Raw genomic sequence first — 14,139 nt, 5'->3', positions numbered from 1 at the left:
CATAGTCTTTGGTTCTAATCGCTTTTCCTCGCAGCTCCTTTAATAGATACGAGAATAAAAACAATGATCTGAAGGAGTCTTGCACATGGCCTTAGAGCGTTACGGTTACATCGTTAAAAGCCCATCCCTAGAGATGTTTAAACACCATGCGCGTATCCAAAGTGAAGGCTTTGATATGTCAGTAGCGGGTGTCAGCAGTGTCACGGAAGCGCAAGCAGTCGCTCAGGAGATGATCACCAAAGGCATTCAACTGATTGAGCTGTGTGGCGGGTTTATGCCGGAAGATGCGCAATCAATTCGCGATGCAATTAACGACCATATCCCCGTTGGTGTGGTGCAGTACACACCAGAAGAGCGCAGCCGTTTAGCCGCTGAGCTAAGCAAGGAGTGATCGATGAAAGTCTTTATTGTGGATCGCTCCCCGGCTTACCGCTTGGGTGTTGAACTTGCATTGAAGAGTGCCGGTGTAATGGCGCGCTCTGCTCATGCTGAAACCCTCATTGATGTGTTACCCGATTTACGCAGGCACGGTAGTTACCTAGTGATTATCGATAGTCGACAACTCAGTGAGGATCTCCAAGAGCTGAAAGTACTAGAGAGCGTTGGGCGGGTAAAAACGCTGGTACTCACGGATACCAAAGATCTTGTGCAGATGCGCCGTGTACTATTTAGTGGCGCGTCGGGGGCTATTGCGAAGACGGCTCCGATGGAGGAACTGGTGGATGCAATTGTTGCGGTGATGAGCGGAGCTTGCTGGCGTTACGATGATGTTGCAGAGGTGCCACTGACCAACCAAGCAACGCGTTTAGGTTATGCGCTATGCCGCTTGTCCAATCGTGAGAGCCGCGTACTTGAGCTGGTACGCTCGGGGCTGCGGAATAAAGAGATCGCGTGTGAAATGAGTTTGACCGAACACACCATCAAGACTCATATCTCTAATATTTTACGCAAGCTTGGCATCGAGAATCGCACGCAGCTGGTTGTCGCGCTGCGAGATATTAAAGCACCACACGACCCATTTGAGCATCGCCTGAGCGCTTAATCCGATCATACCGCCAGCATAGTAATCGCTGGCGGTGTCCTCTTAACTTATCTGTGAGTCTAATGTGACTGGCATGGCTTGTGCGATAAAGCAGCGGCGCTGCCACCAATCGCCCATCTTCACCGCTTGATCGATAGCACAGCGCTCGTCTGGTGTGCCAACCGCCGCTTTTGGTGCAGGCGTATAGAAGGTAGGCAGGTGGTGCGAGAAGTGAGCGCGACACGCGGTATGGTGCTCGGCGTATGTGCCGATATCGCTCGCCCACAATGGAAACACAGGGAGCTGTGGCAGCATGTAAAAAAGCAGCCAACTTGCCTCGCGCTGCGGATCTTGGCCGCCCAAGACGCCAGCCAGTATATCGACGAGCTCACCCACCCGCTGCTGCTGTTGCTCTGGATTCCACTCCTCTAGATCATCCCAACGCGGAGCAATATGCGTGCGGATGAAGCTGTCGAGTTCTCGGGCGAGTTCATCGCTGGTGCGTCCCCTGAGATGTAAGCCAACGGCTTGCCACAAGAGGTTAATATAGGTTTTATCAATCAGTGTGCGGCCGGCATTAAGCCAAGCAAAGCGTGAGGCGTGTTCTAGGCTGCCATAAAAGCTGTTTAACAGACCGTTTTCGCTGGTGCGAATGTCATGGCCAGAACCGATTGTGGTATTTGGCTCGGCCCACTGTGGGAGTCGAATCTTATTATATGCGCTCATGTGCGATGACCCTCTGGCAAAATGGCCAATCTAATCACTACCAGAGGGCTTCGGAAGCACCAGTCACCACCAGCAACTAGCGCCAGCTCAAAGACCGAGCAAAACTCCACACGTGATGCAGAATAAAATTACCCACATAGCAGGCATACGCCAAAGGTGCAGCGCCACGAATGCAACGGTGACAATCGTAAAGTCGATCATTGAGGTGATACCGCTGGTAATGACGGGGTCGTAGAAGGCACAGGCCAGTAAACCTACCACGGCTGCATTAACGCCCGATACCATGGCTGCCATGCCGCGGTGTTCTGCGGCCTTTTTCCAGAGCGGCAGCACGGCAATAAGGAGTAGGAACCCCGGTAGAAAAATGCCGATAAGCGCGACGGTTGCCCCAAGAATAGGGCTGCTGGCATTGATCACAGCACCTAGGTAGCTGGCAAATGTAAACATTGGCCCAGGTACGGCTTGTGCTGCTCCATATCCTGCTAGGTAAGCTTCGCTGCTGACGAGCCCCGTATCGACAACTGCAGATTCAAGCAACGGTAGCACAACGTGGCCGCCGCCAAAGACGAGGGCGCCAGCTTCATAAAAACTCAGGAATAGGTTGCCATGTGTGCCTGTAGGGAACGGTTTGATAAGCGCAACCATAAGCAACCCAGCGAATAGAGCACCGGCGATAATGCCTGAGCGTGGGTGGTAGTTATGCGTCAGAATCTCCGCTTGGCTGAGACTGGCTTGTTTGCATAGCGCAAAACCGAGCATCGCGCCGCCTGCAACAGCAATGAGTTGGCTCCATGAGGTATCGATTAATGCGATGAGGCTAATCGCCATTAAGGCGATCACTTGACGCTGGCGGTCTGGGCATAGGTTACGCGCCATCGAGAGCAGTGCATCAGCAACGACGGCCACCGCGACCAACTTTAACCCCTGAATAAGGGGAGTAAGCCCCACAAACTCACTCACACCCAGCGCGAAGAGGAGCAATAAAACAGCTGATGGCAGCGTAAAAGCGCTAAACGCGGCTAGTCCGCCTAGCCAACCACCGCGCTGCATGCCAATGGCGAATCCGAGCTGCGAGCTAGCAGGTCCAGGCAAGAACTGGCAGATCGCGAGCAGCTGGGTGAATGTGCTCTCGCTAAGCCAGTGGCGTTGATCCACGAACTCGCGCCGAAAATAACCTATATGCGCAACGGGACCACCGAAAGAGGTGAGACCTAAGCGTAAAAAGATCAGAAATATTGTTAGGAACGGTGTGTTTTCTGGCGTGGGCTGTTGGGTATCTTCGAACATAATGGATTCGTTATTTTTACATTAGACAACCGAATAGCGTAGCGAATTAACATGAAGAAAACGTGACAAAAAAGCCAGCATCATGCTGGCTTGTGTGTATCTAATCGCTGCGCCGCTCCGGTAGGGGCACCGTCATAACGGGTATTTTTGCACGACTAAGGACGTTTTTAGCCACACTGCCCAGAAAAGTTTGGATCATGCCTTTTTCATGGGTGCCCATGACGATGAGATCCACCGAGCGTTTCTGAGCTTCCAGTAAAATGGTTTCGGCTGGGTAGCCCTCGACGACGCTGACGCTTAGCACCTGTTGACGCAGCGCTTGCTCCTCGGGAGGCAGTGCATTCCAAAAATTGTTTTGGCGCTCTTCAAGTTTTGCCTGTGCACGGTGCACACGCTCTTCGAAGATATCTTTGCGGCTGGGTGCATCCAGCACATAGGTTTGCAGGGTGATCTTTGCCTCACGTGAGAGCTTTTCTACCACATGGAGTACGTGGATGTTTGCACCGGTTGTTTTCGCTAGGTAAGCCGCGTGCTCAAAGGCCGCAGTAGAGCCGATGGAAAGGTCGGTGCTGTATAGAATGGTTTTGATAGTCGGTAGCATAGGAACTCCTCAGGTCTTCCAAACAAGAGGCCCGTAGGCCACTGTTATCGTCCGTTAATAGCCGAACAAGCGCGGCAGGAAGAGTGCGATTTCGGGTACAAACGCGATGATGACAACACCGAGTGCGGACACCAGCGCAAATGGCAGCGCTTTGGCGGTCACCTCCTCAAGTGAGGTATCCGAGATACCCGAAGCTACGAAGAGGTTCTCCCCCAGTGGTGGCGTTGCAAAGCCAATCGACAAGCTACATACCATCACGATACCGAAGTGGACAGGATCGATACCGAGGTTGTAGGTCACAGGCAGCAGTACCGGCGTTAGGATCATGATCGCTGCGAGCGTTTCCATAAACATGCCGACAAACAGCAAGAATGCAATGATCAGCAACCAGATAAAGTAGACGTTATCGGTCAGGCTGAGCATCGATTCTGCAACGATGGCAGGAATCTGGTTCTCCACCAGTAAGCGGCCAAACACTGTGGCGGTGAAGAGAATCAGGAGTACCCGCCCTGATAGCCATGTGGTGGTCTCGAGGGAGCGCGAAATATCTTTCCAACCCAGTTCACGGTGCACGAATAGCCCGATGAACAACGTGTAGAAGATCGCCACGATCGCTGACTCTGTTGGTGTGAAGAAACCAGAGTAGATACCGCCCAAGATCACGAGTGGCGCCAGAACGGACCAAAATCCGTCTTTAAACGCACGGCCGATTTGGCCCATATCCCAGCCTTCTGCCGTACCTTTGTAACCGGCACGCTTACAACGAATGTAGTTGAGTGTCATCAGAGCACCCGCGAGTACCATGCCCGGTAAGAAACCGGCGATAAACAGCTTGGTGATTGAGACGCTCTGGAACTCACCATGGCGCGCAATGGCTTCTGGCGGTACTTGCATACCGATGGCCGAAATACCAAAGATAACCATCGGGATCGAGGGCGGGATAACAATACCCAATCCACCAGATGAGGCCGTGACAGCTGAGGCGTAGCCTTTATCGTAGCCACGGTTCACCATCGCTGGGATCATCAACATACCGACTGCCGCTGTGGTGGCTGGGCCTGATCCTGAAATCGCGCCAAAGAACATACACGCCAATACAGCGGCTGCCGACATGCCACCGGTGACTGGCCCGGCAAAGCTTTCGGCAAGGTGTACAAGCCGCTTGGATATCCCCGAGGCTTCCATCAGGGCACCGGCAAGAATAAATGCGGGTAATGCCATCAACGGGAAGGAGCCCACGGAGGTAAAAGCAATTTGAACAAACTTAATCGGGTTCTGATCGAGGTAGAGGAATGAAGCTAACGCTGCAACACCCAACGAAACCGTCACGGGTGCACCCATTACCAGCAATACGAGAAAAGACCCGAATAGAATTAATACGATCGATGTTTCTGTCATAGGTCAGGCTCCTGTATCAAGCCGAGCTCTTATTGTTGTTATCGTCTTGCTGATGCGCATCGTCTATCAAACTATCGAGCTCCTGAGATTCAGGGTCACGAATATCGATGCCTTTGACAAACTTGTAATAGTTAACCTGAATGATGCGAATCGTCATTAATGTGAAGGCGATTGGCAAAATCATATAGATGTATTTCATAGGGATGCCGAGTGTTTGCGACTTCCAGAAAAGATTCATGCGGTTGAATACAAAGTCATATGCGAGATAGACAAAGTAGCAGTTGAATGCCACCCAGATCAGGTCAGAGATGGCCTCGAGTACGATTGGCATTTTGCCCGGCATCAGCTTGTACTGAAAAGTCACTCGGTTATGGGCGGCTAGCTTTGCAGCGTAGCTGGCGCCAAAAAATACGAACCAAACAAACATGTAAACCGACAGCTCTTCGCTCCATGAGAAGGAGTGATTAAAAAACTGGCGGGAGATGATCTGCGCGAATAGCAATGTGACGAACATCGCCAGTAGCGTACGGCAGACGTAGCTTTCGATATTATCGATAAAGTGAAGGAATTTTCTGCCCATGGTCAGGCCTCCGGATACAGCGGTAACTGCCGTTAGGCAGTTACCGCGCGTGTGGATCGACAAGGTCTCAATTATTTGACTTCGTCACGTCCCAGAGAGCGCAGCAGCTCGTTTACTTTCGCTTTGCCACCAACTGACTCATAGAATTTTGGCCATACAGCATCTTGCGCGCGCTTCGCCCACTCAGCTTCATCAGCCAGTGTGTCGATTTGCATGTTGTACTTGCTGACCAACTCTTCTTTGATCGCCGCTTCTTGCTCTTTTAGCCATTGCAAGCTGTAAGCTGTCGCGTCTTTACCTGCGGCTAGCATCGCTTGCTGAGTGGCTTCGTTTTGGTCTTGGAACAGTGATTCAGAAACGATGAGAGGCTCAAGCAGGAATAGGTAATGTAAGTCAGAGATGTACTTTTGTACTTCACCAAACTTCATTGCATGGATGGTTGTATAAGGTGTGTCTTGTCCGTCAACAACCTTTTGCTGCAACGCCGTGAATGTTTCTGACCACGCCATTGGTGTTGGGTTGATACCCCAAGACTTGTAAGTATCGATCATGATCTCATTTTTCGGTACACGCACCACAAGACCATCCAGATCTGCTAGTTTCTGAACCGGTTGCTTGGAGTTACTGAGTACACGGAAACCTGAGTATGTCCAACCTAGGATACGAACACCCGCGTCACGGACAGTATTTTCGACCAGCTCAGCACCAATTGGACCTTCAACGGTTTGTTGGGCTTGATCTAGGTTTTCGAAAATGTAAGGAAGGGAGAGAATACCGAGTGTTGGAGAGAAAGGTGCGAGGTTGTTACTAGCAAGAATAGAAAAGTCGAGGGTACCAATCGCAGCTTCGTTAACAGTGTCTTGTTCGGAGCCTAACTGGCCATTCAAGAACAACTTAGCAGTATGTTTACCACCGGTTTTCTCTTCTAAGGACTCAATGAACTTCAGTCCTAGAGCTTCCTGTGCACTACCGCCACCGTCACCAACGGCGATATTCCAACTAGCCGCCAGTGTGCTCGCAGAGAAGAGCATGCCGGCCGTCAGGGAAAGTACTTTAACGATCTTATTCTTGTGTTTCATAAGTATCTCCTGAATTGTGTTTTTCCCGCCTGCTGTTCTTTATGCAGCAAGTCGGGATACGGGACATGTTTGGGTGGCACCGCTGTGCTCGCCATCACATCCTTGAACCGCCCGTTCGACCTCAGCAAAAAGCGCCGCAAGACCCTGTTTTTCGCTGCTGAAGATCGAATGTGACGATGATGTAATAGTTCACCTGTCACGATTTGTTGTTTAGGGCCAACTTTATCGTGGCTTTAGAACCAGCAATAACATATTGAAAACTAAACATAGTTCCATCTTTAGTCCGACTGGTCCAAGTGAAAGCTTGTCGGAGTACTTCCTGCTTAATTATATTAGCTGGGTCTCGCTGCAAGGTGTGCTTTTTATCGCATAACCTCGGCAGAGGTCCTCTTCTCTTTGGCACGGGCGATGCGAAAAGGTGCCCTGAGTGATCAGGTTTGATGGGATAAGGAAGCTATAACTTGCTATGAAATCTAACGTAAAAGCGCGTACCGATAATTTGCAGATTGGTATCCAAATTCGTGATCTGCGTAAAGCCAGAGGTATTACGCTACAGCAAATGGCTGCACATATTGGACGCTCGGTGGGTTATACGAGCCAAGTTGAGCGTGGGCAGTCCAATTTGCCGATTCCTGTTCTACAGGCGATCAGCGAACGACTCGATGTACCGATGAGCTGGTTTTTTCAGGGTGAGCGCCCCGTACCGAGTAACGAGCGGGACTGCATTGTGCGCCAGCAAAATCGCAAATGTTTGAACTTCGCTGGTACTGGTATCCGAGAAGAGCTGCTATCGCCAAGGGTCAGTGATGAGCTAAAAATGGTCGTAACGACCTTCGAACCCGGGGCTGGCAGCAAAGAACCGCGGGCGCGCAAAGGCCCCGAGGCTGGCGTAGTTCAAACCGGTACATTGTTGCTAGGCTTTGGTGATGAGGTGCATACACTACACGCGGGTGATAGCTTCTCGCTAACCGGAGAATCACCACACTGGGTGATGAACGGCTCACAAACGGAGCCGTGTGTGGTGATTTGGAGTCTTGTCGGGCAGGTGTACTAAAAACGTCATAACACGCTGGCATGTCGTGTTGGATTAAGCTACTTCAGGTGGCGTCCGCCATCGACCGGCAATACGCGCCCGGTCACATACTGACTGTTGAGAAGATAAGTGATCGCCTCGACGACTTCTTGTGCGCCGGGCTCTATCTTCATCAGCGACTTTTTAAGGGTTTTCGCGCGATACTGCTCGTCATCATCAGGGTTGAACATGATCATGGCAGGCGCGACGGCATTGACCTTCACCTTTGGCGCCAGCTGTGCAGCAAAAGAGAGCGTTAGGTTGTTAAGGGCGGCTTTACTCGCGGCGTAGGCGATATGCTTCTTGCTGCCTTTCTCGGCCACATAGTCGGACAAATGCACGATATCGGCCGTGCCATCGTGAGCGGTTAAGAGCGCTTGCAGTGCAAGGTTGATCTGATAGGGAACTCCTACGTGTATCTGCATCATTTTCGCAAGAGTGTCGGCTGGCGCTGCTTGCCCCTCTGGTAGCCAGTCAGATGCGTTGTGCACGATAGCGCGTAGCGATGGGTACGTCGCTTGTATGGTTGCGATAAAGGCACTTAGCTGTGTGTCATCGTAAAAGTCGACGCAATAAAGATCGGCGCCAGCGGCTTGGAGAGCTTCAATGCTGTCATAACGGGTGCGGTAAGTACCGATCACGTCATAACCTTCAGCAAGTAGATGCTGCGCCAATGCCAAACCGATGCGCTTACCGACCCCTGTGATGAGAACTGTTTTATTGCTCATCACGGTACTCCTCCAGCGTCAACGATACTGAGTCGGCAAAGCGCAGGGCATGGGGTTTATCGACCGTGACGGATGCGTAGCGAACCCACGGGTGGGTCGTGCAGATGGCCAATACATCGCCAACCAGCTTTTCGAGCAGCAAAAAGCGTCCCTCTTCGACGTGCTGGATAATCTCCTTGGTGATGGTTTTGTAGTTCAGGGCGCTCTCCACATTGTCGGTTGCGGCAGCCTTTTCTGCTGGATACTGAATACGAATATTGATCACGACGTCCTGCAGCTTAGTCGTCTCTTCAGGGTTGAAGCCGATATAGGTTCTTAAGCGTAAATTAGTAATCGTAATAGTGGCTAAGCTAACGTTGGTCATAGCGTTATTCCTGTATTAATGACAGCACGCCCCGCGGGGTGTGGCTATTTTGTTTGGTCTAAAGCGTCGAGAGCACGCTGGCGCGATGCCTTGAGGTCGACTATCGGTTTGGGATAGTCTTTGCCCAGCAGGACGCCAGCCTGGGCTAACACGGCGCTGGGTGCTTCCCAAGGTGAATGGAGATATTTCTCCGGTACGTTTGCCAGTTCTGGAACAAATTTGCGAACGTAGTGCCCCTCTTTGTCGAACTTTTGGCCTTGCGTCACGGGATTAAAAATTCGGAAGTAGGGCGCTGCATCAGCACCGCAGCCAGCAACCCACTGCCAACTGGCTGAGTTGCTCGCCAAATCCGCATCGGTGAGGCAGTCCCAAAACCATTCAGCTCCGTGGCGCCAATCGATCAGTAAGTTCTTCACCAAAAACGAGGCGACCACCATACGCACGCGGTTATGCATCGTGCCCGTCTGCCATAACTCGCGCATACCGGCGTCGATTATCGGTATACCGGTTTGGCCTGTTCGCCACCGTTTGAAGGCATCGCTGTGCTTATCTTGCCACGGGAACTTATTGAATTTAGCGCTTAAATTATCTCTTGGTAAAGTCGGGTTGTAGTAGAGCAGCGAGTACGAAAACTCGCGCCACCCAAGCTCAGCCAAGAATTTATCAAGAGACTCTTCACTCTGGGCGAGGTGCCCGATACGGTTAGCTTCGTACCAAACGCGGTTCGGTGAGATTTCACCGAAATGCAAGTGAGGTGAGAGCTTGGATACCGCATCAGCTGATGGCAGATCGCGCTGGTTCGCATAGCGCGCTAAGCCGTAGTTGAGGAACGCTCCGAGCCGTTCGCGGGCGCCTATTTCGCCGATATGTTGGCCTTCGAGCATTGCTTGGTCCCAGCGCGGCTCCGGATTGGGCAGTAACTCATCGAGTGTGCAGTCTAAATCAACGTTAACGTTTGCAAAGGGTATCTGCTCAGGTGGACCAAAGGGCTCGCGCGGTGCTTGCTTTAAACAGCCTTTTCGGTAGAAAGGCGTAAATACACGATACGGCGTACCATCGGCTTTGCTGACTTCCCAAGGCTCCCACAGCAGCGAGCCGTTAAAGCTTTTGACCTCAACCCCTTTACTCTGCAGTGTATTTTTTATCTGGCTGTCGCGTTGGATGCGCCAATGCTCGTAGCAGCGATTCCAAACAATGGCTGAGGCACCTGTGGCCGCGACTAGCTGATTGATTATCTCATCTGCTGCACCTTTAAAGCACAACAAATGCCCCTTTAAGCTTTCGTTTAGAGAGGCAAGTGACTGTTTTAGCCATGCTCTGCTGGCTGCCCCATGTGCATCAGCACCCGCGTTGACGTCATCCAAAATAAAGACAGGAATAATCGTGCCACGCTCGATGGCATATCGAAGACTGGGGTTATCGTCTAGGCGCAGATCCTGGCGAAACCAAACGATAGTGACGTCCGCTGACATAAAAAACTCATGTAATCAGAATGTTAGACAATTGTACGCAGTGTAGGTCTATACAGATCTTAATGACAGTTGATGCGACCTTTTTACTTAGGCGCTCACTGCCAAGTGTATTAAGCACATAAACTAGTATATGTCTCGATATTGGCTAAACTTTGAACAGTGATCCGTGATTGAGGAAGCGTGTATGCTAGGGAATATGCAATTCAAACAGAAGTTGATGCTGCTGGTCTTCCTGCCTGTTTTGATAAGTTGTTTGCTGCTAACACAGCAAGTTGTCAAAAGTTACAAGGCCGTGGATGCCAGTGGTCGTCTAGCGATTAATATTGAGCTGATAACGGTAAACAGTGCGTTGGTACATGAGCTGCAAAAAGAGCGCGGTGCGACTGCGGGCTTTTTAGGCTCCGGAGGAACCAAGTTCAGCGATGTACTGAGTAAACAGCGATCGAATACAGACGCTGCATTGGGTGCGTGGCGCACATTTATTGCCGCCCATAGTTTTGAAGGTAAAGCGCTCAACGACATGTTGTCTAAAGCGCGGAATGATATGGGATCGCTTACGGCGATGCGTCAGCGAGTTTCGTCGTTGTCAGTAGGGACAAAAGAGGCGATCAGCTTTTACACCGGCGCAAATGCGAACCTATTGTCGAGTGGTGTTAAGGCTGCCGCTTACAGCAATGATGTTGGGTTAGTACGTGCGACGCTAGCTTATGCCAACTTTCAGCAAAGCAAGGAGCGAGCCGGCATAGAGCGAGCGGTGTTGAGTAACACGTTCGCCCGAGATGCCTTTGGAGATGGCATGTTTGCGCGCTTCGTGACATTAGTGACGGAGCAAGCCGTATTTGCCAACCAGTTTTTCGATTTAGCAACACCGGAGCATCAAGCCTTGTTGCGTAAGGTGCAGAGCTCTTCAGAAGCGAGAGCCGTCAAAAGTTACCGTGATGTCGCGATGGCAAAAGCGAGTACCGGCGGCTTTGATCGTGAGGGTACGCAGTGGTTTAAGGCTGCAACCGAGCGTATCAATCTGTTGAAAAAAACCGAAGATCAGCTTGCCGTTGACCTTATCAGTGCAGCGACCACGTACCGGGACCAGCAGGTTGAGCGTCTAGCTCTTTTTGCGGCCATTCTCCTGGCTACATTGGTCATCGTTGCTCTCATGAGTTGGTTGATCATTCGAGGCTTGCATCGTCAGATGGACGCTTTATCGCAAGTGATGGAGCGGGTTAGTGATCACAAAGATCTAACCTGCAGAGTGACTGTATATGGTGATGATGAACTTGGTCAGGTTGCGCGCTCACTTAACGACACGCTAGATCATTTCAGCGATGCGATCCGTCAGCTCAACTCCAGCTGTGCCATGTTAGTCAATATCGCTGATGAGACTCGTGAGGCGGTTAACCATAGCGCGGCGAAGTTAGAGGATCAGCGTGCTCGCACAACACAAGTTGCTGCAGCGGTCGAGGAGCTATCGGTTTCGGTGAAACAGGTTGCGGGTAGCACTGTGGCAGCGGCCGAGCGTTCGGGCCGCGCCAGCTCGTTGGCGAGTAGTGGACGAGATACGGTCAAAGCATCCGTGATGTCAGTTAACAATCTCTCGACGGATATTCAGCATTTAAGTGATGTTGTAGGGCGCTTAAACGATAGCAGCGTCAACATTTCAAATGTGATTGATGTGATCAATGGGGTTTCGGATCAGATCGGTTTGCTCTCCTTAAATGCCGCAATTGAGGCCGCACGAGCCGGTGAGCAAGGCCGTGGTTTCGCCGTCGTTGCGGATGAGGTGAGAACCTTGGCTCAGCGTACCCAAAATTCAACAACGGAAATTGCTGAAATCATTCAGGAGCTGCAACGAGAAGTTGGGGTGGCATTTAAGTTGGTGGAGCAAAATCTTGCGAAAATGAGGGATACCGTTGAGCACACAAACCATGTTGAAATATCACTTGATGAGATTGTGGGCTCGGTAAGCCATATCACCGATATGTCGAACCAGATCGCCGCAGCTTCTGAGGAGCAGGCTGCTGTAATCGAAGACGCAAGTCATAGCCTTACGGTCATTGATCATAACGCTGATGATGTTGTTTCGGCGGGTGATCAGATCCGTAGTTCAGCTGATAGGCTGGCGGAGATGTCGCTCGAACTGCAAGGGCTTGTCCGCAAGTTCGTCGTTTAATCGCCGTCACAATTTGTAAGCACTGATTGAGCGGTGAAAATCAGGAAAAGAGCCAAGGATGGCTCTTTTTTTATGCTTGGCTGAACGGCGCGTCTATTTCATAACTCACCAACGTGCCGCTGACAGGGCACTGAAAAGACAGGCGGTTGGCCGCGAGCATGAGACCAGCGCTGTTCTTATTGCCTTGGCCATAACGCGGATCGCCCATTATCGGGTGGCCTATGTGATTAAGGTGGCGGCGAATTTGATGCTTGCGGCCGGTCTCTAACTCGATATTGATCAAGCTGGTGTTCGCCGCCTGATCATATCGAAGCGCAGATATATGCGTTACCGATGCCTTGCCATCTAATGCGCGATCGATCGTTGCCTTTTCAGGTGCTTGGCCGAATACAAGCGCTTGATAGTGTTTTACGACTTTGCGCTCTTGTATTAACCGCGACAGGGCGGACGCGACGGCTTTATTGTGTGCGATGAGCACTAAGCCGCTGGTTTCGCGGTCTAGCCTGTGGATCAGAAAAACTGGACGTTTGCTATTGAAGTAGCGCTCGGCGATTCGCAGCAGCGACATGTGGTCACCGAAGTCATTCCCCTGTGACATAACACCGGCGGGCTTATTCCAGACGCTGTATCCCTGCAAATCCGCAATAGGCTCGAGCACAGGCGGCTGAAGGCTCAAGAGCGCTTCATCGTAGTGCAAGTGCAGTTCATCACCTTTCACAAGGGAGAATTGAGCTTTGCGTAACCGCTTTATGGCTTTTCGGCGGCGCAGCAGTACGGCGCCTTTGGTCATTGCATCTTTCAGCTTAGCCTTCGATAACGGTGTTGCTTGCGCTAACATTTCGATGGCGGTTAAGTCGTTTGATTGGGCCGACAGTTTTTTCGTGAGTCTCATCGCTTAATCGCCCAAAGCAAGAACTCTTGGTTACCATCTCCACCTTTGATCGGGCTGGGGATGAAGCCGTTTACCTGCCAGTTGTGATCGCTACAGCACTGCTTGATCAAGTTTTCCACCTGTGCAAACAGCGCAGTATTTTTAACGATACCCCCTTTGCCTAGGTTTGCTTTGCCCACCTCAAACTGTGGCTTTACCAGACTAATCAGCTGGCCACCCTGGCGGATAAGAGGGCTCAGTGATGGAATGATTTTAGTCTGAGAGATAAAGGAGACATCCATAACGGCGATGTCGAAGCCGTGTCCTTGGGTATGATCTAGCAAAGAGCTGGGTAGATTGCGCGCATTCATGCCCTCGTAGCAACTCACGCGTTCATCTTCTCTAAGCTTGGGGTGAAGCTGGTCATGGCCCACTTCAACGCCCACAACATGAGCTGCGCCTTGTTGCAGAAGACTATCGGTGAAGCCTCCGGTGGACTGGCCCACATCGATTGCAATGGCACCCGCGACAGAGATATCGAACTGATTTAATGCGCCTTCAAGTTTTAAGGCGCCGCGGGAAGCAAAACCATCTTCGGCACCCGCTTCGTAGACGATCTCCACGTCATCTACGAATTTGATACCTGGCTTTTTTACTACCTCTTGCTGGCCGTTGGCCACTACGGATACGCGCCCCTCTTTAATGGCTTTTTGCGCGGTGGTGCGTGTCTCGCAAATCCCCTTTGCGACCAACAGCATGTCGAGTCGTTGCAT

General features: G+C 51.3%; 15 protein-coding genes. 4 read left to right on the top strand and 11 right to left on the bottom strand.

Annotated elements, in window-relative coordinates; genetic code table 11:
- Window positions 1–85: 85 nt before the first annotated feature.
- Window positions 86–391: a DUF6506 family protein gene (locus tag E4L36_RS02945; RefSeq protein WP_136679121.1), complete on the top strand. Its 306-nt coding sequence runs from the start codon at window positions 86–88 to the stop codon at window positions 389–391.
- 3 nt (window positions 392–394) lie between these two features.
- Window positions 395–1,042, top strand: a complete 648-nt coding sequence (locus E4L36_RS02940) for a response regulator transcription factor (RefSeq protein WP_136679118.1) — start codon at window positions 395–397, stop codon at window positions 1,040–1,042.
- A gap of 42 nt (window positions 1,043–1,084) precedes the next feature.
- Here E4L36_RS02940 and E4L36_RS02935 read toward each other — a convergent pair whose 3' ends face one another.
- The 6 genes from E4L36_RS02935 to E4L36_RS02910 all read right to left on the bottom strand — a co-directional run bounded on the left by E4L36_RS02935 (window position 1,085) and on the right by E4L36_RS02910 (window position 6,692).
- Window positions 1,085–1,747 carry a hypothetical protein gene (locus E4L36_RS02935; protein ID WP_136679116.1) on the bottom strand — a complete coding sequence of 221 codons (663 nt, stop codon included), beginning with the start codon at window positions 1,745–1,747 and terminating at the stop codon, window positions 1,085–1,087.
- An 87-nt stretch (window positions 1,748–1,834) separates the two neighbouring features.
- Window positions 1,835–3,034: a chromate efflux transporter gene (chrA, locus tag E4L36_RS02930; RefSeq protein ID WP_136679114.1), complete on the bottom strand. Its 1,200-nt coding sequence runs from the start codon at window positions 3,032–3,034 to the stop codon at window positions 1,835–1,837.
- Window positions 3,035–3,134: 100 nt separating this feature from the next.
- Window positions 3,135–3,635 (bottom strand): universal stress protein, encoded by a 501-nt coding sequence (locus tag E4L36_RS02925; RefSeq protein WP_136679112.1) that lies wholly within the window; start codon window positions 3,633–3,635, stop codon window positions 3,135–3,137.
- Window positions 3,636–3,689: 54 nt separating this feature from the next.
- The gene (locus E4L36_RS02920) at window positions 3,690–5,033 is read right to left on the bottom strand and encodes a TRAP transporter large permease (protein ID WP_127692726.1); all 1,344 of its coding nucleotides are present in this window, start codon (window positions 5,031–5,033) and stop codon (window positions 3,690–3,692) included.
- 16 nt (window positions 5,034–5,049) lie between these two features.
- Window positions 5,050–5,613 (bottom strand): TRAP transporter small permease, encoded by a 564-nt coding sequence (locus E4L36_RS02915; protein ID WP_127692727.1) that lies wholly within the window; start codon window positions 5,611–5,613, stop codon window positions 5,050–5,052.
- A 71-nt stretch (window positions 5,614–5,684) separates the two neighbouring features.
- Window positions 5,685–6,692: a TRAP transporter substrate-binding protein gene (locus E4L36_RS02910; RefSeq protein WP_136679110.1), complete on the bottom strand. Its 1,008-nt coding sequence runs from the start codon at window positions 6,690–6,692 to the stop codon at window positions 5,685–5,687.
- 466 nt (window positions 6,693–7,158) lie between these two features.
- Here E4L36_RS02910 and E4L36_RS02905 point away from each other — a divergent pair, with 466 nt between their 5' ends.
- On the top strand, window positions 7,159–7,746 hold the full coding sequence (locus tag E4L36_RS02905) for an XRE family transcriptional regulator (RefSeq protein WP_127692729.1): 588 nt from the start codon (window positions 7,159–7,161) through the stop codon (window positions 7,744–7,746).
- 38 nt (window positions 7,747–7,784) lie between these two features.
- Here E4L36_RS02905 and folM read toward each other — a convergent pair whose 3' ends face one another.
- The 3 genes from folM to E4L36_RS02890 are packed head-to-tail and all read right to left on the bottom strand — an operon-like array spanning window position 7,785 to window position 10,328.
- Window positions 7,785–8,492: a dihydromonapterin reductase gene (gene folM / locus E4L36_RS02900; protein WP_136679108.1), complete on the bottom strand. Its 708-nt coding sequence runs from the start codon at window positions 8,490–8,492 to the stop codon at window positions 7,785–7,787.
- On the bottom strand, window positions 8,482–8,856 hold the full coding sequence (folX, locus tag E4L36_RS02895) for a dihydroneopterin triphosphate 2'-epimerase (protein WP_136679106.1): 375 nt from the start codon (window positions 8,854–8,856) through the stop codon (window positions 8,482–8,484). The genes folM and folX overlap by 11 nt, the downstream gene beginning before the upstream one ends.
- 44 nt (window positions 8,857–8,900) lie before the next feature.
- On the bottom strand, window positions 8,901–10,328 hold the full coding sequence (locus E4L36_RS02890; RefSeq protein WP_136679104.1) for a deoxyribodipyrimidine photo-lyase: 1,428 nt from the start codon (window positions 10,326–10,328) through the stop codon (window positions 8,901–8,903).
- Window positions 10,329–10,512: 184 nt separating this feature from the next.
- On the opposite strand from E4L36_RS02890, the gene E4L36_RS02885 reads away from it, so the two are divergent.
- Entirely contained in the window at window positions 10,513–12,495 is a 1,983-nt protein-coding gene (locus E4L36_RS02885) for a methyl-accepting chemotaxis protein (RefSeq protein ID WP_136679102.1), read from the top strand.
- A gap of 70 nt (window positions 12,496–12,565) precedes the next feature.
- Here E4L36_RS02885 and E4L36_RS02880 read toward each other — a convergent pair whose 3' ends face one another.
- Window positions 12,566–13,387, bottom strand: a complete 822-nt coding sequence (locus E4L36_RS02880; protein ID WP_136679099.1) for an RluA family pseudouridine synthase — start codon at window positions 13,385–13,387, stop codon at window positions 12,566–12,568.
- Window positions 13,384–14,139 carry a TlyA family RNA methyltransferase gene (locus tag E4L36_RS02875; RefSeq protein ID WP_136679097.1) on the bottom strand — a complete coding sequence of 252 codons (756 nt, stop codon included), beginning with the start codon at window positions 14,137–14,139 and terminating at the stop codon, window positions 13,384–13,386. Before E4L36_RS02875 ends, E4L36_RS02880 begins: the two co-directional genes overlap by 4 nt.

Origin of the sequence: Neptunomonas sp. XY-337, assembly GCF_004959845.1 — a bacterium.
GTDB lineage: Bacteria > Pseudomonadota > Gammaproteobacteria > Pseudomonadales > Balneatricaceae > Neptunomonas > Neptunomonas marina.
This window is presented reverse-complemented; position numbering and strand designations above follow the sequence as displayed.

Excerpts from the sequence above, each read along its gene's own strand:
- E4L36_RS02940 (WP_136679118.1), top strand. The coding sequence starts at position 395 with ATGAAAGTCTTTATTGTGGATCGCTCCCCGGCTTACCGCTTGGGTGTT.
- E4L36_RS02880 (WP_136679099.1), bottom strand. The coding sequence starts at position 13,387 with ATGAGACTCACGAAAAAACTGTCGGCCCAATCAAACGACTTAACCGCC.
- E4L36_RS02945 (WP_136679121.1), top strand. The coding sequence starts at position 86 with ATGGCCTTAGAGCGTTACGGTTACATCGTTAAAAGCCCATCCCTAGAG.
- E4L36_RS02890 (WP_136679104.1), bottom strand. The coding sequence starts at position 10,328 with ATGTCAGCGGACGTCACTATCGTTTGGTTTCGCCAGGATCTGCGCCTA.
- E4L36_RS02910 (WP_136679110.1), bottom strand. The coding sequence starts at position 6,692 with ATGAAACACAAGAATAAGATCGTTAAAGTACTTTCCCTGACGGCCGGC.
- E4L36_RS02920 (WP_127692726.1), bottom strand. The coding sequence starts at position 5,033 with ATGACAGAAACATCGATCGTATTAATTCTATTCGGGTCTTTTCTCGTA.
- folX (WP_136679106.1), bottom strand. The coding sequence starts at position 8,856 with ATGACCAACGTTAGCTTAGCCACTATTACGATTACTAATTTACGCTTA.
- E4L36_RS02935 (WP_136679116.1), bottom strand. The coding sequence starts at position 1,747 with ATGAGCGCATATAATAAGATTCGACTCCCACAGTGGGCCGAGCCAAAT.
- chrA (WP_136679114.1), bottom strand. The coding sequence starts at position 3,034 with ATGTTCGAAGATACCCAACAGCCCACGCCAGAAAACACACCGTTCCTA.
- E4L36_RS02875 (WP_136679097.1), bottom strand. The coding sequence starts at position 14,139 with ATGCAACGACTCGACATGCTGTTGGTCGCAAAGGGGATTTGCGAGACA.
- E4L36_RS02885 (WP_136679102.1), top strand. The coding sequence starts at position 10,513 with ATGCTAGGGAATATGCAATTCAAACAGAAGTTGATGCTGCTGGTCTTC.
- E4L36_RS02905 (WP_127692729.1), top strand. The coding sequence starts at position 7,159 with ATGAAATCTAACGTAAAAGCGCGTACCGATAATTTGCAGATTGGTATC.
- folM (WP_136679108.1), bottom strand. The coding sequence starts at position 8,492 with ATGAGCAATAAAACAGTTCTCATCACAGGGGTCGGTAAGCGCATCGGT.
- E4L36_RS02925 (WP_136679112.1), bottom strand. The coding sequence starts at position 3,635 with ATGCTACCGACTATCAAAACCATTCTATACAGCACCGACCTTTCCATC.
- E4L36_RS02915 (WP_127692727.1), bottom strand. The coding sequence starts at position 5,613 with ATGGGCAGAAAATTCCTTCACTTTATCGATAATATCGAAAGCTACGTC.